At 40.3% G+C, this 20092-nt stretch carries 21 protein-coding genes; 13 read left to right on the forward strand and 8 right to left on the reverse strand.

The genetic code is table 11. The annotated features are described in order from the left end of the window. Window positions 1–2 precede the first annotated feature (2 nt). From AACM45_RS00525 to AACM45_RS00545, 5 genes are all read right to left on the reverse strand, one after another. Window positions 3–1361 (reverse strand): serine hydrolase domain-containing protein, encoded by a 1359-nt coding sequence (locus tag AACM45_RS00525; protein WP_339140103.1) that lies wholly within the window; start codon window positions 1359–1361, stop codon window positions 3–5. Between the two features lie 19 nt (window positions 1362–1380). Beyond that, window positions 1381–3087 (reverse strand): N-acyl-D-amino-acid deacylase family protein, encoded by a 1707-nt coding sequence (locus AACM45_RS00530; RefSeq protein ID WP_339140104.1) that lies wholly within the window; start codon window positions 3085–3087, stop codon window positions 1381–1383. A gap of 186 nt (window positions 3088–3273) precedes the next feature. Further along, window positions 3274–4668 carry a glycoside hydrolase family 113 gene (locus tag AACM45_RS00535; protein ID WP_339140105.1) on the reverse strand — a complete coding sequence of 465 codons (1395 nt, stop codon included), beginning with the start codon at window positions 4666–4668 and terminating at the stop codon, window positions 3274–3276. A gap of 129 nt (window positions 4669–4797) precedes the next feature. Continuing rightward, on the reverse strand, window positions 4798–5490 hold the full coding sequence (locus AACM45_RS00540) for a Type 1 glutamine amidotransferase-like domain-containing protein (RefSeq protein ID WP_339140106.1): 693 nt from the start codon (window positions 5488–5490) through the stop codon (window positions 4798–4800). Window positions 5491–5763: 273 nt separating this feature from the next. Then, window positions 5764–7041, reverse strand: a complete 1278-nt coding sequence (locus AACM45_RS00545; RefSeq protein WP_339140107.1) for a DEAD/DEAH box helicase — start codon at window positions 7039–7041, stop codon at window positions 5764–5766. A gap of 131 nt (window positions 7042–7172) precedes the next feature. On the opposite strand from AACM45_RS00545, the gene AACM45_RS00550 reads away from it, so the two are divergent. The 10 genes from AACM45_RS00550 to AACM45_RS00595 all read left to right on the forward strand — a co-directional run bounded on the left by AACM45_RS00550 (window position 7173) and on the right by AACM45_RS00595 (window position 14364). After that, window positions 7173–9332: a TonB-dependent receptor gene (locus tag AACM45_RS00550; RefSeq protein WP_339140108.1), complete on the forward strand. Its 2160-nt coding sequence runs from the start codon at window positions 7173–7175 to the stop codon at window positions 9330–9332. Window positions 9333–9429: 97 nt separating this feature from the next. Further along, complete coding sequence (locus tag AACM45_RS00555; protein WP_339140109.1) at window positions 9430–10053, forward strand: hypothetical protein; 624 nt, start codon at window positions 9430–9432, stop codon at window positions 10051–10053. 3 nt (window positions 10054–10056) lie between these two features. Beyond that, window positions 10057–11394, forward strand: coding sequence for a 2TM domain-containing protein (locus AACM45_RS00560; protein ID WP_339140110.1), 1338 nt, complete (start codon window positions 10057–10059; stop codon window positions 11392–11394). A gap of 278 nt (window positions 11395–11672) precedes the next feature. Then, on the forward strand, window positions 11673–11951 hold the full coding sequence (locus AACM45_RS00565) for a 2TM domain-containing protein (protein ID WP_339140111.1): 279 nt from the start codon (window positions 11673–11675) through the stop codon (window positions 11949–11951). Between the two features lie 27 nt (window positions 11952–11978). Beyond that, window positions 11979–12266: a 2TM domain-containing protein gene (locus tag AACM45_RS00570; protein ID WP_339140112.1), complete on the forward strand. Its 288-nt coding sequence runs from the start codon at window positions 11979–11981 to the stop codon at window positions 12264–12266. A 20-nt stretch (window positions 12267–12286) separates the two neighbouring features. After that, window positions 12287–12592, forward strand: a complete 306-nt coding sequence (locus AACM45_RS00575; RefSeq protein ID WP_339140113.1) for a 2TM domain-containing protein — start codon at window positions 12287–12289, stop codon at window positions 12590–12592. 2 nt (window positions 12593–12594) lie between these two features. Further along, window positions 12595–12918 (forward strand): 2TM domain-containing protein, encoded by a 324-nt coding sequence (locus AACM45_RS00580; RefSeq protein ID WP_339140114.1) that lies wholly within the window; start codon window positions 12595–12597, stop codon window positions 12916–12918. Beyond that, window positions 12915–13262, forward strand: a complete 348-nt coding sequence (locus AACM45_RS00585) for a 2TM domain-containing protein (protein ID WP_339140115.1) — start codon at window positions 12915–12917, stop codon at window positions 13260–13262. Before AACM45_RS00580 ends, AACM45_RS00585 begins: the two co-directional genes overlap by 4 nt. Before the next feature lie 7 nt (window positions 13263–13269). Then, window positions 13270–13602: a 2TM domain-containing protein gene (locus tag AACM45_RS00590; protein WP_339140116.1), complete on the forward strand. Its 333-nt coding sequence runs from the start codon at window positions 13270–13272 to the stop codon at window positions 13600–13602. Window positions 13603–13608: 6 nt separating this feature from the next. Then, window positions 13609–14364 (forward strand): LytR/AlgR family response regulator transcription factor, encoded by a 756-nt coding sequence (locus AACM45_RS00595; protein WP_339140117.1) that lies wholly within the window; start codon window positions 13609–13611, stop codon window positions 14362–14364. Window positions 14365–14444: 80 nt separating this feature from the next. On the opposite strand, the gene AACM45_RS00600 is transcribed toward AACM45_RS00595, so the two are convergent. Then, window positions 14445–15635, reverse strand: coding sequence for an LETM1-related biofilm-associated protein (locus AACM45_RS00600; protein WP_339140118.1), 1191 nt, complete (start codon window positions 15633–15635; stop codon window positions 14445–14447). A gap of 176 nt (window positions 15636–15811) precedes the next feature. Between AACM45_RS00600 and AACM45_RS00605 the strand changes: the two genes are divergently transcribed. The 3 genes from AACM45_RS00605 (at window position 15812) to AACM45_RS00615 (ending at window position 18644) form a co-directional block, all read left to right on the forward strand. Beyond that, complete coding sequence (locus AACM45_RS00605; RefSeq protein WP_339140119.1) at window positions 15812–16504, forward strand: DUF4331 family protein; 693 nt, start codon at window positions 15812–15814, stop codon at window positions 16502–16504. 52 nt (window positions 16505–16556) lie between these two features. Beyond that, the gene (locus AACM45_RS00610) at window positions 16557–17288 is read left to right on the forward strand and encodes a DUF4331 family protein (protein ID WP_339140120.1); all 732 of its coding nucleotides are present in this window, start codon (window positions 16557–16559) and stop codon (window positions 17286–17288) included. Window positions 17289–17366: 78 nt separating this feature from the next. Continuing rightward, entirely contained in the window at window positions 17367–18644 is a 1278-nt protein-coding gene (locus AACM45_RS00615; protein WP_339140121.1) for a tetratricopeptide repeat protein, read from the forward strand. A gap of 325 nt (window positions 18645–18969) precedes the next feature. Here AACM45_RS00615 and AACM45_RS00620 read toward each other — a convergent pair whose 3' ends face one another. Together AACM45_RS00620 and AACM45_RS00625 are read right to left on the reverse strand one after the other, a co-directional pair. Continuing rightward, on the reverse strand, window positions 18970–19527 hold the full coding sequence (locus tag AACM45_RS00620; RefSeq protein WP_339140122.1) for a sugar O-acetyltransferase: 558 nt from the start codon (window positions 19525–19527) through the stop codon (window positions 18970–18972). Continuing rightward, the gene (locus AACM45_RS00625) at window positions 19524–20090 is read right to left on the reverse strand and encodes a cysteine hydrolase family protein (RefSeq protein WP_339140123.1); all 567 of its coding nucleotides are present in this window, start codon (window positions 20088–20090) and stop codon (window positions 19524–19526) included. The genes AACM45_RS00620 and AACM45_RS00625 overlap by 4 nt, the downstream gene beginning before the upstream one ends. Window positions 20091–20092: the final 2 nt, after the last annotated feature.

A 20092-nucleotide genomic window follows, 5' to 3' on the forward strand; every position in this document is an offset into this window, starting at 1 on the left:
CCTTATTCCTTTTTCATGATATAAAAGCCGTACACCTGATTTGTCGTAGAAAGGCCATCTCTGATTTTGATTTTGGTATTTCCGTCCATCCAGGTATGGTTTCCAATATAGGTTTTTAAGGTATCTATTTTATCATCACCATCGAACTGCATGGTAATGCCATTTGTAACGGCATCTATTTTAACGGATTGTCTACCGCCCCGTGTCTGTCCAGAATAGGTGCCCACCAGTTCTTCTGGGTCAAAATCCAATTCAATACTCTGGTACTCTATTTTTTCAAGGATGTTCCAGGTAATAAGGTCGGCAAAAAAACTTCCTCCATGGGGTCCGGTGGTATTCACCAGGCAAATAATATAGAGGTCCTCTTTAGGATAGTATCGTGTATCTGATAAAAAACCGGGGATACCCCCACCATGACTTATTTCTTGATGGCCATAGTTCATGAAATTTGTAAGCCCCATGGCATAATTGACTTTGACACCACTATTTAGGGTCTTTGGGGTGACCAATTCTTGATACTGGGCTTTGTTGAGTACTTTTTCATTGTGCAAAGCGTCCATCCAAATTAAAAGGTCTTCAGTTGTGCTACAGAGGGAACCTGCGGCATAGGGCCAGGCGTGGTTTAGATATTGTTTTTGTTGTAGTCCATCAGGGCTGAAATCATAGCCATTGGCCTTATCACTTACTACTTGGCTGGTAGAACAGTAGTATGTATTTCGCATATTCAAAGGCTCAAAGATGACATCTTTTAAGTAGGCTTCATAGCTTTTACCTGTCACTTTTTCAATAATCAGCCCCAAGAAGAAATAGGCTGAATTATTGTAGATCAAAGCCTCACCCGGTTCAAATAAAAAATCTTTGGTCTCTACAATCCGAACTAAAGAATCCCTAGGCAAGTCTTGGGGCACCAAACTGCCAAACTCTTCAATTTCCGTATAACCCGCAATACCAGATGTATGGTTGAGTAGATGGCCAATCGTAATTTTTCTGCCTTTGGTATTAAAATCCATATAGGTCGTGAAGTCTTCATCCAATGAAAGTTTGCCTGCCTCCACCAATTTAAGAATGGCCACTGCGGTGAATTGTTTGGTTACCGAGCCAATTTCAAAACTGGCGTTTTCGGGCATGGGTACCTCCAATTCCAAACTTGCGAGACCGTATGATTTTTTTAAAAGCGTTTTGCCTTTCTGATGTACCAGAACTGCTCCACCAGCGACCATACTACTATCTATTGACGCTTTAAATAGGGAATCGGTGTATTTTTCCAAGCCCGATAGTTCCGGTTCGACATAGGCTTTTTCGTTTCTACAACTTGTCGCGACGCTTAAGAGCAAAACGAACAAAATTGATAAATGCTTCATGTAGTTATGATTTCTGTTGTTATTTTTTCCATCCTGGCCCCCTGACCACTTTACCTGGTGTCGCCCCAGTATGTTGCCCGTTTTTTAATACCTGTTCGCCATTAACAAATACATGTACCATGCCTTCAGCAAATTGATGTGGATCATCAAATGTAGCCTTATCAATAATGGCATTGGCATCAAAAATGGCTATGTCAGCGAAATTTCCTGTTATTAGGGTTCCTCTTTTCTTGATTTTAAGATTACTTGCAGGTAGACCGCTCAGTTTGTAAACGGCCTCCTCAAGCGATATTACGTTTTCTTCACGTACATACTTACCTAATAACCTTGAAACGTTTCCGTAGGCCCTAGGGTGCGGACTGTAATTGGTGAACGGCTCAATCGGGGCCATTGATGCGGCATCAGACCCAAAGCTCATATATGGCAATGCTATTTGTTTTTTGACATTCTCTTCTGACATTAAAAAATAGACAGTTCCCACACGGCTACTGTCTTGTACTACGAGATCAATAGCGGTTTCTTCAGGACTGGTACCTCGCATTCGGGCGACTTCGCCAAGTGTTTTACCCGTCAAATACCGTAAGCTATCATTTCTAAAACCGTTCAAAATCAATTTTTCAGGGCTTCCGGCAGCGAAATATAGATTTTCCCACCCATCACCTTTGGCCTTCATTTCTTTTATGACCTTTTTTCGAATTGCGGGGTCTTGCAATCGTTCTGCCCACTTACCATAACCACCTTCTTGAACCCATGGTGGCATGGAGGCATCCAAACCTGTAGCACCAGCAGTATAATTGTACATATCGGTAGTAATGTTCAATCCGGCATTACGGGCAGAGTCAATCTTGGCAATGGCGGCCTCCCATTTGCCCCAATTGTTTTTGCCACCCGCTTTTAGATGATAGATTTCTGCGGCAATGTCCGCTTCATGTGCTATTTGTAATAATTCATCAATTGCTTCTAACCAATAATCTCCCTCACTGCGCATGTGTGAGATATACATACCGTCATATTCTGAGGCGACTTTGCACAGTTCAATGAGTTCTTGGGTATCAGCATAAAAAGCAGGGGCATAAATCAAAGAAGAGCCTATGCCCATTGCACCTTCTTCCATCGCAGTTTTGGCAAGGACTTTCATGTTCCCTAACTCCACTTCGGTAGGGGATCTGTTTGCCTCGCCAAGTTCATGGATACGAAGTGTGGTGGCGCCTACAAATGATGCTACATTTGTGGAAATGCCCTTGTGTTCCAAAAACTCCAAGTATTCGCCAAGTGTGGTCCATTCAATGGCATATTTGACATCTTTTTGAGCATTTAATTGTTCTTGGCGCATTTTTTCGTTTAGTGGCCCCATTGACCACCCTTCGCCCATGACCTCTAACGTAACACCTTGGCGAATGTCACTTTCTGATTTGCCATCAACGATGAGCGATTCCGTAGACCAGCTAAGCATATTGATAAAACCAGGGGCAATGGTAAGCCCAGTAGCATCTATTTCTTGCAATGCCTTGGCATCATCCAGTTTTCCCACGGCAGCTATCGTATCTGCATTGATGCCTATATCACCGATGTAAGGGGTCTCACCTGAACCATCAACTAGCTGCCCATTTTTGATTAAGATGTCGTATGTGGCCACTTCCGAACATCCTATTGATATCGTCAGCAAAAAAAAGATACTGATAACATAATCGTAACGGTCTTTGAGTAGGGAATGTGTCGATTTCATTCTGGTCGGTTTATTGGTTAAACGGGGAAGTGGTTACAAGATAGTTAAGTTTTGATTTATAGATGACATATAGGTGTTATGTTATATTTTTTTACTTCTTTTTTAGATTTTAATACCTAGAATGCAGGGGAATACCATGTTTTGCGAAGCGCTTTATGGTTACCAAGGTTATACTATCGAACGTATTCATAAGTCTTCTTTCCCTGCGCGTTTTCCATACCATTTTGCCATTGTGTTCTCTGCAGGCTTGAATCTGGGTGAAAAATCTAAATTTAAGTCGACATCCCCTTTTTTACTATATGTATGCCATTGCCAAAAGTAGGCACCAGCAAACCATTTCTTATGCCATAATCGTTTAAAAAAGGCCTCGTAGGCCAGCTGTTGGGTTCTATCTGATTTCTTTTCGGAAAGCACACTTAAATACGAACCCCATTCCCAAGGTTTGATGGTTGCTGAGGCGTCACTCTTGTATCCTATTTCCGTGAAGAGAATAGGCTTATTGTACATTTGGTATAACCTTTCCAGTTTTTTAATATGCTTCGTCCAACCGTTTTCGATGGTCGTTAAGTCGGGATTCTTGTTTTTTGTCAATGGAAAATAAGCCTGTATACCGATAAAATCCAATTGATCCCAAAAATCTATATATTCATATTCATCGTGCCAATTCGCGGCATAGGTCAATTGGCCTGAGTAAATTGCCCTAACCTTTTTAATGAGTGCTTTCCATCTTTCCGGTTGCTTTTTAATCGAAGTTTTGAGCTCGGTGCCAATACAGAATAATTCCGCTCCCGTAAACTCTGCCATTCGGGCGTAATACAAGATATAGGCTTCATAGGAATCAAACCAGGTATTCCATGCTTCATCTGAGTTTAAGGTCAAGTTCGCACGCCATCCGCTAAACGTCCATAGATGGGGTTTCAGGTTTACATGTAAACCTTTGGCTTTTAGTTGCTTTATGGATTGAATAAATATGGAATCCCTTGATTTCCAAACCGCATCCTTGGCCACGGGGCGACGTACCGTTATAGAGGTTTCATCTTCTTGGTCAATAAATGGGATTACCGCAACCCATTCCACATTGGCCTTGATGAGCGAATCAATGGCAGCATCATTCGTTTTGGTATCCCATCCGAATACACTCATTCCACGATGCATCCGGTCCAATTCATAGAAATCATTGGGGGTTAGGGCTAAGTTCATCAAATTTTCATCCCAATTGAAATCATAGTTTTCATTGGCGTTTACGTAGATGATGCTTTTGAATACTATAAAAACACCCAAGATGGGTATGAGTAAACGGTACGCAAGTTGCTTGAAAAAGATGTGGCCTCCCTTTTTTTTGTAGAGCCTGATAAAGTATCTGACCACTAAGAACAATGAGAACACAATCACAAAAAGTAAGTGAATGGCCATCACAAAACTGGGGTTCCCCAAAAATTCAAAAAATAGACCGGTCGCTTCGAAGAAAGTACGTTTTCCCCTAGACAGTATGACAGAGGCTAAGGTAAAAACACACAACCAAGTCAATAGGTAAATGACAATGGCATTACGGATTTCTTTTTTGAATGATGATCGATGCATTGGATATTAAAGATACTGAAAATGGCTTTCTGCTGGCTTGTTCCACCTACAATAGCTTTGCTCAAATATTTTTAGGTTAAACAGTAGTAAATCCCATTATGGTATAGATTTTAGATACCTAAGTCGCTTTCAGCTTAAAAGTTCGCTTTCCAATTCTTCTTCAAAAACGCTATCGTCTTTACGATATACATAGTACGAATGATTCTCGGCATCCAACGAAATGGATTTTTTCACTTTTCCATTGATAAAATGGATAGCAGAACGATCATCACAGGCATACCCATCGGTAAGATGGCCTTCTAAAATATTTTGATGGTACAAAGGCCTTCTTGAAGCTTCGGAATTGTAATGCGGGCAATGACTTTTATCAATAAACTTCAAACCTTTGACAATGCTCAATTCAGCTGGTCTTGAATCGGTAGTGCCTCCATTGAACCAACACAAAGAACCCGCACTGCCACCTGCCATGACACAACCTTTTTCATAAGCTTGTTTTAAAAGGAGGTCAATACCCTGTGCCTTCCATATGGCCAACATATTCAGCGTATTGCCGCCACCCACGACAATGGCATCCATTTTTGAAATAATTTCCAAGAAGGTTTCTTTCTGGTCGTATGAGTTTATCCAGACTTTTAATACATGAGGTGTAACCGGTAATTCTTTACAAACCTCATAAAAGGAAATCATGTAATCTTTGTCATCCCCACTTGCGGTGGGTAAAAAACAGATATTCGGATTTTCCTTTTCCGTAATCTGGGCTAAATATCGCAAAAAGGGCAGTCGGTGCCTGCCACTACCGTATATCAAAAGTTGCTTTCTCATCCTTACAAAATACAAACTCAAATTTAAAAGTCAAATACAAGTTCAAGTGTCAAGTGTCAAGTGTCAAGTTCAAGTGTCAAGTTCAAGTTCAAGTTCAAGTACAAATACAAGTTCAAGCTCAAACTCAAAACATCAAATTCAGATTCAATTAAAAAACAAAGACTTTTTATCTTATCCAAAAATTGGGATTTTAACAATTAACCATTGACCAATACCGAATAACAAAAAATCTAAAGGCAATAGCGCATAGCGAATAACCCACGGCGCAAGGTCTTACTCCTTTCCCTTATGTCCTCCACTGCTGTTTCTGTTTCTATTCCTGCTATTGTTCGAACGGTTGCGATTTCTGTTTCTATTGCGATTGCGATTTTTGTTTGGTTGACTTTTAGGTTTTGTAGGTGTACTTTCTGTGGGTACATCATCCATAAAGGGATGGTCGGGTAATCTTGGAACGGACTGTTTGATCAGTTTTTCGATATCCCTTAAATAACCCCGTTCTTCCACATCACAAAACGAAATGGCAATACCACTTGCGCTTGCACGCCCCGTTCGGCCGATACGATGAACATAAGTCTCTGGTACGTTTGGCAGATCATAGTTTACCACTAAGGCAAGTTCTGCCACATCAATACCCCGAGCGGCAATATCGGTAGCTACCAGCACTTTTAATTTCCCTTCTTTAAAAGCACCCAAGGCTTTTTGACGTGCTGCCTGTGATTTGTTACCGTGAATGGCTGAAGCTTCAATATTTGATTGCCCTAACTTTTTGACAATTTTATTGGCCCCATGTTTTGTTCTTGAAAAGACCAGAACGGAATCGTTTCCCCGATCTTCAAGCAGGTGTACCAGTAGTTTGGGCTTATTGGTCTTTGAAACGAAGTACACACCCTGTTCCACGCGCTCAGCAGTGGCCTGCTGTGGTTTGATGGTCACTTGTTCAAAATCACCTAACAATTTTCTGGAAAGTGCTACGATCGTCTTGGGCATTGTCGCCGAAAAGAATAATGACTGCCTGTCGGGAGGAAGCTTTGCAATGAGTTTTTTGATATCGTGGATAAAACCCATGTCTAGCATCTGATCTGCTTCATCCAATACCGCATATTCGACATCTCGAAGCGAAATAAAACCTTGATTGATCAAATCCAATAAACGACCCGGTGTTGCAACCAGGATATCTACCCCATTGCCCAGAACGTTTACTTGTTTGCCTTGTTTGACCCCACCAAAAATAACCGTATTTCTGAGTCCCGTATACTTTCCATAAGCGGTAAAACTTTCACCGATTTGAATGGCCAATTCCCTTGTCGGGGTTACCACAAGGGCTTTGATCTTTCTTTTTCCTTGTTGTTGCCCTGCTTTGTAAAGGTGATGTAGGATAGGAATACCAAAAGCAGCTGTTTTGCCCGTTCCTGTTTGCGCTACGCCAAGAAGGTCCTTGCCCCTTAATAAGATGGGAATCGCCTGTTGTTGTATAGGTGTTGGGTTGGTATAGCCTTCATCTTTTAAGGCTTTTAGTATAGGTTCGGCCAAGCCGAGCTCATTAAAGGTCATAATTCTAAGTAAGCGGCGAAGGTAGTTCAAATAATAACAACCCAGTCTTAAAAAATTACAGTTCAGTCCCTCTTATTTAAATGATGACCGGCCTGAATGGATATTTGTTACTTCAATTTAAACGAATGGTCATGAAACAACTTTTCTTGATACTCTTAGTGAGCGTTACCTGGGCCTCATCAGCCCAAACTACTATTTATGGTAGGGTAATCGATAAAAAAAACGGCCCTGTCGCAGGTGCCAATGTGTATTTAGAGGGTACCTATGATGGGGGCTCCACCAATGCGAGCGGTGAATTTTCATTCGAGACCATGGAAACGGGTACCCAGACTTTAGTGGTCTCCATGTTGGGCTACGAACCACACTACGAAATGGGGGATGTCAAATTTTTTAGTGATTTAAGTATTAGCCTAGTAGAAGCCATTAATTCACTAACCGGGGTCACGCTATCTGCCGGAACTTTTGAAGCGGGCGATAATTCAAAGGTATCGGTTTTGAAACCCTTGGATATTGTTACCACTGCCGGGGCAGTAGGGGATTTTGTAGCTGCATTGCAAACCTTGCCGGGTACCAGCACCATCAATGAAGATGGTCGTTTGTTCGTTAGGGGTGGGGCGGCAGGTGAAACCCAAGTTTTTATAGACGGTCTTAGGGTTTTTCAACCTTTCAATGCCACGGCGAACAATATTCCGACAAGGGGGCGGTTCTCTCCATTTTTATTTAAGGGTATTACATTTAGTACCGGGGGGTATTCCGCAGAATATGGTCAAGCCTTATCAAGTGTCTTACTGCTCAACACGACCGATGTGCCCGACCAAGAAAAAACCGACTTTAATATCATGTCAGTGGGTACGGGTATTGGCCATACCGAAATTTGGGGAGACCAATCACTGACCTTCAATACACAATATATCAATTTAGCGCCCTATGAAGCCTTAATTCCATCAACACAGGGCATACGCTGGAACAGCCCTTTTGAATCCATATCGGGGGAGACGGTCTTTAGAAGTAAAGGTGAAAAAAGTATGTTCAAGTTATATACGAATTTTAACCATTCCAATCTTGATATTGACCAAGAGGATATCAATTTTGAAGATTTTGTCCGGTTTCAACTTACAAATAACAATCTCTATTTCAATGCCTCATACAAACACTTTTTTGAAAACGAATGGACGTTGACCACAGGTTCGAGTATTTCATGGGACTCTAATGACATAACCGTTTTTGATACTGACATTGATGCACGTGAAACCGCTGCACATTTCAAACTGAAGTTTCGAAAAACATTTACCAATCGATTCAATATCAATTTCGGGGCAGAATTATTCGACATTGATTATCAAGAGACTGTAAATGCCCCAGATGAATCGCAGTTTGAAAGCGGCTTTGACGATAGGTTTTTTGCGGGTTTTGTAGAAAGCGATGTTTTTTTTAGCAATGATTTAGCCATCAAGGTGGGGGCACGTTTGGAAAATACGACTGTATTGGATGATTTCACATTTTCCCCGAGAATATCATTGGCCTATAAAAGCAGTGAAAAGGGTCAATTCTCCCTCGCCTATGGCAATTTTTATCAAAACCCTTTGAACGAGATACTTCGCTTTGAAACCAATTTGATTTCAGAGCGTACGGAACATTACATCTTGAACTATCAATACCTGAACAATGGTAAGACCTTTAGGGCTGAAGCGTATTATAAGGATTATGATAATCTTGTAAAATTTGATACCGAACTGCCTGAATTCAGTTCACAGTTCAATAACGCTGGATTTGGGTACGCAACGGGACTCGATGTTTTTTGGCGTGACAACAAGAGTATCGGCAACCTTGATTATTGGGTCTCGTATTCCTTTTTGGATACCGAACGTGATTTTAGAAATTTCAGGGAACGGGCAACACCGAATTTCGCACCTTCACATAGCTTTTCACTTGTGACCAAATATTGGGTCGACAAGCTAAAATCACAGATTGGTTTTTCATATCAGTATGGATCGGGGCGCCCCTTTGATAACCCAAATACTACGGGGTTCTTTGCCGAAAAAACCCCGGCATTCCATAATTTGAGCTTTAATTGGGCCTATTTGATAGACCAACAGAAAATCCTCTATTTTTCGGTCAATAATGTTCTGGGCTTCAACAATGTCAATGATTTTCAATATGCCAATACCCCAAATATGGAAGGCATCTTTGAAAGACGGGCTATTCGGCCAGCTGCTGATAGTTTCTTTTTTGTAGGCTTCTTCTGGACTATAAGCACCGACAAGAAAAGCAATCAATTGAATAATCTTTAGTACGGTTCGTCGCCAAAAAACCACAGTTCGGTAAGTACAATTGGAAAAGGCCATTAATCGAAAACATCTTTGTGGTATAATCAAAAAACAGACAGTCATGAATAAGACAATCTTCACGGTATTATTTTTATTTGCCCTTATCGCAAATTCGCAAGACCAATACAACAAGGGTATGGAAAAAGCGCTACAGCTTTGGTCAAATGGACAAACGCTCGAAGCTTCCAACCTTTTTGAGCGAATCGCAATGGCTGAAGATGATAATTGGATTCCTTATTTCTATGTAGCCGTTGTAAATACAACTGCCTCATTCGGTGAAAAGGATGCCGTGAAACTAACCCAACAATTGGAAAGGGCCAAAGAGTTCTCTGATATTGCCAAAAGGCTTTCCCCGAACAATCCAGAGCTGTTGATACAAGAAGCAATGATAAATACGGCTTGGATTGCTTTTGACGGAGCTACCTACGGAATAACACTTTCGCCAAAGAACGCAAAGCTGTACGACCAAGCCCTTAAAATTGCACCTGAAAACCCCAGGGTCGTTCTTTCAAAAGCCGAATGGGATATGGGTACGGCACGTTATTTTGGTAAGGATACCACCCCATATTGTAATGATGTGGAGCGTGCCTTGGAACTTTTCACTAATTTTAAGTCTGAAATTCCGTTCTATCCAGTCTGGGGTAAAGAAAGGGCAGAAGAGGTACTTAAGGAATGTAAAGGATAAAGAATGAATAGGATTCTGAAAGAGTTTATTAGGGCCTTCGTTATCGGAACGTTGATTTTTCTAAGTTTCGTAGGGTACTACTATGTCGCGAACCGTCGGGTATTCGATTGGATAATCAATGATTTTTGGAGTGAATATGCCGATAATATGGTTTTTTCCATAGTGCTCTACATGGTGAATGCCTTATGGTTCTATTATCTCTTGAACAGGTACAAGGGCTTTATTTATACGCTAAAAAGAATGGTGCTTGCCGTGTCTGGCAATATCGTTTTGTCATGTATTGGTGTTTTTATAGCCCGATTGATCGTCATCGTAAGTTTACATGGGGTACCTGTAGAAGAATTTTTAGCCAATGAAAAGCCGAACTCGTATCTACAACCTATCATAATCGCGCTTACGATTTCCTTACTCTTTTATGCTTTTTGGTATTACAAATACCGTCAAGAAAACAAAGTCAAGGAACAAAAAATTATCGCAGGTACGGCTTCAGCGCGTTTTAACGCTTTGAAGAATCAATTAGATCCCCATTTTCTTTTTAACAGTCTGAATGTCTTGACAAGTTTAATTGAAGAAGACCCGCATCAAGCCCAAAAATTTACTACATCCCTTTCTAAGGTCTATCGTTATGTGCTTGAACAGAAAAACAAAGATTTGGTTACCGTTAATGAAGAGCTCAATTTTGCCCGAACTTATGTTCGCCTGTTAAAAATGCGATTTGAAGACAGTATCGTATTTGAGATACCGGAAGAAGCTACCCAGCCAGACGCAAAAATAGTTCCACTTTCATTACAGTTATTGTTGGAAAATGCTGTAAAGCATAATGTGGTCACCTCTTCAAGGCCATTGCATATCAAGGTATTTGAAAAGAACGGAAATTTAGTGGTCGAGAATAACCTACAAGAAAAGCAAGTAGTTAAGAAAAGTAGCGGCGTTGGTCTTCAGAATATACGTGAACGTTACGATATTTTGACCGATAAGCAGGTGCACATTCATAAAACAGGCTCAGACTTTAGTGTGGCCTTACCTATGCTCTCTAAACAGGTCTCGGTAATGGAAACCCAAGAAGAACATATTGAGGAAAAAAGATACCTTAAGGCAAAAGAACGCGTAGAAGCATTAAAGGGATTCTACGGTAATCTAACGGCTTACCTCATAGTCATACCTTGTTTGTGGTGGCTGAATTCAAGGACTACAAGCTTCATTTGGGCAATTTTCCCCACTTTGGGCTGGGGATTCGGTCTCACCATACATGCTTTGGAGGCATTTGGTTATAATCCTATTTGGGGAAAACGATGGGAAGAAAAGAAGATCCAAGAGTTGATGGATGACGAAGATTTTTAGGGCCATTAGCAGCTGTAATTAATGAAGAAGATATGATTGTTCAAAATTGATGTGACTTTTGATATCGACTTTCGAATTTTAGTTTCACCCTTCACCCTTCACCCTTCACCCTTCACCCTTCACCCTTCACCCTTCACCCTTCACCCTTCACCCTTCTCCCTTCTCCTTTTACCCCATTACCTTCAATCCATCCCCAAAAAACCACAATTCGGTCATCCCTTTTTTTGAAAGGCCTTTCTTTTTAAGAGATTTGAGGGGTAATCAAAAAATAAGGAATTATGGAAAATACGCAGGAGTACCGTTATAAAAAAGCAAAGGAACAAGTCAACTGTATCAAAGGGTTTTATGGCAGTCTATTGGCCTACTTGATCATCATTCCTTTTTTAGCATATTTGAACTATAGAACAACGAGTTTTCTTTGGTTTCTTTTTCCAGCGGTAGGTTGGGGATTCGGTTTATTGATAAATGGATTACATGCTTATGGATATAATCCTTTGTTTGGTAAAGCTTGGGAAGAACGAAAAATCAAGGAATTAATGAAAAGTGATAATTTTTAAGCATAGAACACATCAAATACCAACATCATGAGAACAAATCAATCAGAAGATCAATATATTAGGGCAAAAGAACGCATAACCGAGCTAAGAAAGTTCTATGCAAAAGTTTTAAGAGGCCTTGTTGCGGTATGTATTGTCGCGGCAATAAATTATTACCTTAACGAATGGGAAGAGCCATGGTTTTTATGGGTGGTTTTCGGAGTAACCGTAGGCATTTTGGTTAGGGCCTTCAGGGTTTTCAATTTAAACCCCTTTTTCGGTAAAGACTGGGAAGAACGAAAAATCAAGGAACTGGTAAACCGTAATGAATTTTAATTCACAAAAAATAGCTGGATATGGAAGGAAATACTAACAACAATACTAAATATTTAAGGGCTAAGGAGCGGGTAGGGGAACTTAAAAAGTTTTACGGACACTTAACTTCATATACCCTTGTTATGATCGGGCTGGCGGCGCTTAACTACTTGGTCGATGGGTGGCGGTACATGTGGTTTCTGTGGGCAGCATTCGGGTGGGGTATAGGTCTTGCCGCACATGCGATAGGAACGTTTAACCTGAATCCATTTTTTGGAAAAAACTGGGAACAGCGTAAGATTAAGGAAATCATGCAGAAAGAAGACGATCAAAGAAAATGGCAATAATTATGGAAGATTTGAATAGTGATAGGTTAGCAAGAGCCAAGAAGAGGGTAGAAGAAATGAAAGGATTTTATATTCATGCAGCTATTTATACCGTTATAAATGCTTTTATTTTGGTTAATATTCTTGTTAGAAGCGGATATGACGGTGAAAGTTTCTGGCAATTTGGACATTTTTTTACCCCTTTCTTTTGGGGAATAGGACTTCTGTTCCATGCATCGAAGGCCTTTAGGTTTAATCCCTTATTCAATGAGGTCTGGGAGAAAAAGAAAATCCGGAAATATATGGAGGAATATAGAAAAGAAGCCGAAAAATTTACCAAACGATGAAGAAGGGACCGTATGAAACGACCCAATTGGAAAGGGCACAGTCGCGGGTAAGACAATTAAAAGGTTTCTATAAGCATGTTACCGTCTATGTTTTGGTGACCATGGCATTATTGTTATTTGCGAAAAAGGTCACTTTTGTACTTTTAAGCAAAGAGGCGCTAGGAAATCCTGATTTTTTGGAATGGATCAATTGGAATGTTTACGGTACACCCATTATTTGGGGAATAGCGCTTCTTATACATGCCTGCTATGTTTATGTGCCGAGTCCTTTCAAGAAATGGGAAAAACGAAAGATCAAGGCCTATATGGATAAAGATCAGGGCGAAACCAATAAATTTGTTTAATCCTATTATGAAAAAAAATGAAACCAAGTACGAAAGGGCGACCAAAAGGGTAAAGGCACTAAAGGGTTTTTACAACCACCTTAAGATTTTTTTGATTGGTAATGGGGTGTTACTTCTGATTCAAAGCGGATGGTTGCATACATGGCTTCCTGATGGTTTTCCTACTGAGGACTATTATTTTGATTGGATAGGTCCTAATTTACTGATCTGGTTTCTTATTTTACTGGTTCACTTCATACTTTTACATCGCAATAAATGGGCCTTTACCAAAAAATGGGAAGAAAGGCAGATCCGAAGGTTGATGGAAAAGGAAAGTAAGCAAACGAAGCCCTATAAATAGTATGTAATGAATGTAATAATAATAGAAGACGAAAAACCAGCGGCCAGAAGATTGGGTAGGCTGCTCAACGAATTGAATGTAGAGGTATCGATAATGCTCCATTCCGTAGAAGAATCCATTGAGTGGTTTCAGAATAATGATCATCCTGATTTGATATTTCTCGATATCCAACTTTCAGACGGTCTTTCTTTTGAGATTTTTGATGTGATCGAAGTGAAAAGTGCCATCATTTTTACGACCGCTTACGACGAATATGCCCTTCAAGCGTTTAAGTTGAACAGTATCGATTATTTGTTAAAACCCATCGATGACGAAGAGCTCGAAAAAGCGGTAAGGCAGTATCAAGATCTACAGCCCCAAAAAGAACGTATTTCAGTGGATTTTGAAGACATAAAAAAGCTTTTGGTCAATCCGATTGAAAGGGAATATAAAAAGCGATTTACAGCAAAGGTCGGTCAACATATCAAGATAATAAATGCCGATGATGTTGAGTGTTTTTATAGTGAGAACAAAGGCACTTATGCAGGCACCAATGACGGCAGGAATTATTTGTTGGATACCACCCTTGAAAACCTTGAAGAAGAACTTTCACCAAAAGTGTTCTTTCGGGTGAGTAGAAAATTCTATGTTAATATCAATCACATAAAAGACATTGTCTCTTACACGAATTCTAGACTTCAAATTAAATTGAATACCTTTAAAGAGCAAGAAATAATCGTGAGCAGGGAACGTGTCAAAGATTTCAAGTTGTGGTTAGAGTAAATGTATTCAAATAATTGGTTTTCAATTTTTTAAATATAACCATAGATTTTTCTTATACTGGCCTTTTCCATCAAATCCAATTAGTTTTCCTCCACTCTATTGTCATCAAAGGCCGATGGCAGTAATTTGGGTATCAATTTAATAAAGATCGGTAAAAGAACAGCCCCACCCGGTAACATAAAAATGGCCAAAGAGGGAATGGATTTGAAAATATCCAATAACTGCCCCTGTATTTTTTTCCGTTCTTCGACATTCAATTCTTGAGAGGCAGACTTGGCCAATAGTTGAACTAGCTCCCTACTTTCTGAAAGTTCTTTTTTTAAACGTTTGCTATTTCTTAAGATCAATTTACTGACATTTTTATTCATGCCATCATAGAATTTTGAGGCCAAATTGGTGTCTTGTAAATAGGGTATGTCGTGATGGTTTTTTTCGAAGAAATCCTTCACATTTTTTAATGCCGTTTTAGCATTGTTTTTTGTCTTTCCAAGGGCCCTTGAAACAGTGAAGATAAATTCAGATTCTGCATAGTCGAGCGTCGCGTCTTCCCAAACTGTCAAGCAGGCAAAATCAAGCAGGTAGTCTTTTTCGAATGCATTTAAATTTTTTGGGATCATTTGCAAGTAAGAACCTTCAAATTTTGCCTCGTTCATATCGACATATGATAGTGAAGATTCCAATAATTGGATCAGTTTTAGATCGTTTTCATTGCTTTTTTTAGAGTTTAGCGCATGGTAGGCAATATTGATGGTAATGTATTCCAATATACCCGCGTGCTCCATAAGTGACGGTGTTTTGGCTAAATAAGCCCTAAAAATTAAAACGTCTACATATAATAAGGAATTCGTTAAGCTGTTACCAAATGCTTTGTTGAATACATTTCCGTTGAGGTATATTCGAGATTCTAAAAGCTTTTCAAGCTGGGTTATGGTCTTATTACCCGATAATATTTTATTGAGAAACGAGATCCTGCCAACTTCCATTTCTTGATAATACTCAAAGACAGTATCAATGAATTTTTCAAAATTGGAATCCCCCGTTTCAAATTCATAAGAGAAATATAAGGCGGACAAGAGGTTGATCTTGGCAATTTCATCTTCTGAGAGGGAGTGTTCAGATTCGATAAAGGTGGGAATGTTAAGATGGATGCCATAGATGAAACCATGATTTAAAAGTTCATCATAAAGTTCGCTGTATGAGGCGTAGGTAGTGGTCGTGGTTCGTAAAAGGGAACCGAATTTATTAATCCAACCTGGGGCAGAGGGGTTCATACATAAATTTTACAATACCAAAGAAACATAAAATATAAGACTTTGACTACACGGGGTGATTTGATTTTGAAAGAATTGCCATACTATTTTATTAAGAATTATTTAACATTTAAAACCAAACCTCGGTGCACAACCTTTCGTAGGTAGGGCTGTATTAATCTTTCAAAACATTTAAAATGAAAAAAACAACTAATTATGCCATGGTACTGGGTGCTTTGTTGGTTACCGCCATTATATTGGTGGCGGCCGACCATATTGATGCACCGGGCAGCATGGGAACGACCGCTGACATCGCCGATTATTTTGCTTTTGAACCCACAACCGGTTCTGACAATACTACCTTCATTGTCGATTTGCAATCGGATGTTTTGCCTGATCTTGCCTTTGGTACTTTTGACGAGGATGTACTTACTGAGATTAACATTGACGTAGATGGTGATTTGGTAGAAGATTTGGTGATACAGGCCATTCCACGTGATGGGACGATGTACTTTTTCGGTCCTGTCGCACCAAGTCAAACAGGCTTGTCCAGTTCAGTTTTTACCGATGCACCGCTGGGTAGTGTTGAAATTTCAGGGAGCACCGCAATTGTAGAAACGACTGCGAATAATGTAAAGCTTTTTGCCGGGCCAAGACAAGATCCCTTCTTTTTTGATTTTTTCCAGTTCAATGCAGTGATAAGTCCAGAGCTTGATTCTGCACCCGGTGGCTTTTTACCTCCTGATGAAGCAACTGACACCTTTGATGGTGCCAACACCCTGAGTATCGCAATCGAGCTTCCTAACAGTCTTTTGGGCGCACCCACTGCAACGAATGCCTTGGGCCTCAATGTTTATAATACATGGGTAACCACTAACAGAAAACAATAGCTAATCTTTAATACATAGTAAAATGAAATTTTATAAAGTAAAATATATTGTGATGCCGTTCATTATTGTATTGATTTTGGCTTCATGTAGTGACGATGATGATACTGTGATGGAACCTATGGCAACATGTGATGATGGCCTGATGAATGGCGATGAGACCGGGGTAGATTGTGGCGGTAGTTGCACCCCATGCGAGGTTATGGGAATGGATCCCGATTTTAGTGGTACTTTTTCACAAGTCGATTTTATGGGAAGACCGGGAATCAATACCGTGCTTAGTGTAGACGGGGCTACAAAAGACGCCCATAACGTCGCAATTCCCTCAGAAATGACAGCAACCTTTCAAGCCCCATTTGAGGCAAGATTGGAACAATATCATGATGTTTACGCCCTGAAATTGGGTCTTGATCCAAATGATGTCAATTACGAAAACAACATACTTGGTCTAGATGCCACCACTTTGACGACTGTGCTTTCGGCAGATGTGTTGCAAGTAGCCCCCGATTTACCAACGACCTATTTTGATCCAGGAACGGATTTCGACAATGATGGTAGAATCTTGGTACCCGATGGTGATGAAGTTGCCCTTACCGGTAGAAAATTAAGTGATGATATCATCGACGTTTCGTTAATCCTGTTATTCGGTGGTGCCGAAGGAGACCGGTTCAGTGGTCAAGACCTTGACATGGACGGTATATCGGATCTACCCAGATTAACCTCTGATGGTGTAGGGTTGACAGCGACGATTACCACTACGTTTCCATACGTAAGTGATCCAGAATAGTAAAATTGCTATGAGAGATTATATGGGGAAGATGGATTTGGTCTTCCCCATATTTAAAAAACCTCAAAACACAATCTTATGAAAAAAACAGGTATCATCATGGCCATGGCCCTTGTATGTATGGCATGTCCTAACAATCAAGATCAAGTCACTTCGGTAGCCGACTACGATAACCATTTAAATTCCGAAAAAATTAAGACAACCTCAAAGTTCTTCGAGCTTTGGAATAAAAAAATAAAGCCTGATAGTTTGCAACTACTCAGTTTTGGCAATGTGGCCAGTGAATATAGTCGTTACTTCAAGGGTACCGGAAATATAAAATTTTTGAAAAAGGCAGAAAAAGCGTTGGATAAAGCAGTTGAAATCGCCAATATCAATAAAGAAGGCTATTTGCGTGCACTAGCGAGAAATTATATAGCGCAGCATCGCTTTAGAGAAGCGCTTGAACTAGCAGAGATGGCTCGACAGCTAGAGGGAGCGTTGAAAGACACCCAAAGTCTACTATTCGATGTTCACATGGAATTGGGAAATTATGCGAAGGCCGAAGCTTATTTAGACAGTATTCACAACCCGTCTGAATTTGGTTACCTAATTCGGGTTGCTAAATGGAATGATTACAAAGGGGACTTGGACACGACGATTCGGTTTATGGAAAAAGCCCTTGCAAAAGCAGAATCTTCAAGGAATAAGAAGTTGATGTTATGGTCGTATTCAAACATTGCCGATTATTATGGGCATGCCGGTAGAATATCGGATTCTTATCAACATTACCTAAAGACCCTAGCACTAGACCCGAACAATGCCTATGCAAAAAAAGGAATTGCTTGGATCGTATACTCCCATGAAAAAAATGGAAAGGAAGCCATGCGTATATTGGATGCCATTACCGAAAATTACCAGTCCCCTGATTATTACTTACTCAAAGCGGAGATTGCTGATTTTATGGGTGATGCCAAACGAGCGGTAAAAAACCGTGAGCAATACCGTAAGAGCGTAATGGACAAGAACTACGGCAATATGTACAACGCCTATACCATTGACTTTGCCTTAGAACATACTAAGCAAACCAACCGTGCTTTGAATTTAGCCTTAGCGGAAGTGGAAAATAGGCCGACGCCAGAATCATATCATTTATTGGCAAATACTTATCTGAACATGGGAAAACCGGAAAAGGCTTTGGGTATTGTACAAGAACATATAGCGGGAAAAACTTTTGAGCCAGCCATATTATTGAGTGTAGCCGAAATATATAAGGCAAATGGATTGGTCGATCAAGTTCAGACCTTAAAGCAAGAACTTGAAGACAGTTTATATGAATTGGGTCCCATAGTCGGTGAAAAAATAGCATTGCTTTAATAAAAGAGTGATTTATTGGTTGTTTTGAGAACGTCCAGACTTATATTTTGTTTGGGCGTTCTTCCATTAATAGGGATACATAATTATGAAGTAACCCAGTGCAGTCTTATGCCTACCTTTTTTAAGCAAGTATTCGTGTACTTTATCGAATCCAATCGTGTTAGATTTTTGGGGATTGGTTTATTCGATATCGGTGCCAGTTCAAAGCATTGGAAATAAGCTGCTGTAAAGTAGGTTGCAGGCATGTTTTTAAAGTGGTTTTGCCAGAAAAGAAGAACCTGCACTAATGTGGTCACAATTGCAATAGCGTAATCTCACAATAGCCTTAATTTTCGATGGCTTTAATGACCCTACATGGATTGCCTGCGGCAAATACATCTTCGGGAATATTTCTGGTCACCACGCTACCTGCACCAATAACACTTCTACTACCAATGGAAACACCAGGGCATATGGTTACATTACCGCCGACCCAAACATCTTGACCAATGGTAATGGGCTTACCCAATTCTTTACCCGAGGCCCTGGCCACAGCCTCGATAGGATGTGTCGCCGTAAAGATTTGGACATTGGGGCCAAACATGGTTCTATCCCCTATGGTAACTGGGGTTACATCGAGAACAACGCAGTTGAAATTAAAGAAGACCCTTTTTCCCAAATGGATATTTGAACCATAATCACAATAAAAAGGGGCTTGTATAAAACAGCTCTTGCCTTGATTGGGAATCAATCGCTTTGCCAAGGATTGTAGCTTTTTTCCATCGTCGGCAGGGCATTCATTGAATTGTTGTAACAAAAGCCTAGCCTGTGCCCTTTCTGAGAGTAAACTTCGATCAAGTGGGTTATACAATTCACCTCGGAGCATTTTTTCTTTTTCGGTCATAGCATCGCCAATATGGCATTCGTGTTTAAAACGGTTGCAAATTCTTCGTTCAGGCTTGACAAAGTGGTTTGATGGATAAGTTCTGCATCAAATTTACTGCCGTTGATGCCCAAGCGGTCAAATGTTGCAGTGGCGTCAGCGATTAAAAAAGTTTCAAAATCGAGATTTCCTGCCATCCGCGTCGTTGTTGAAATGCAGTGGTTGGTAGTTAGACCAGCGATGACGAGGGTAGTAATTTCATTATCCTTCAGATCGTTTTCTAGATTGGTGCCGATGAAGGCACTATTGACATCTTTAACGATGATAGGTTCTTGACTTCTAGGTTGTATCAAATCGTGCAGTTCAAAACCTGGTTGTGAGGGATGCAAAGGTGAGTTCGGGTTACGAGAACCATGCATGATGTGAAAGATGGGCAGGTGAAGCTCGCGCCACCTATCCAATAACTTGGCGCACTTTGTTTCAGCATCCTTATTGTTTCTATTGCCGCCCCAATAAGCCTCGTCTTCAAATCCTTTCTGAATATCCACAAGCAATAATGCCGGTTTTCTATCACGTAATCCCATAT

It is taken from the genome of Croceitalea sp. MTPC5 (assembly GCF_036985505.1).
In the GTDB taxonomy this organism is placed as follows: Bacteria; Bacteroidota; Bacteroidia; order Flavobacteriales; family Flavobacteriaceae; genus Croceitalea.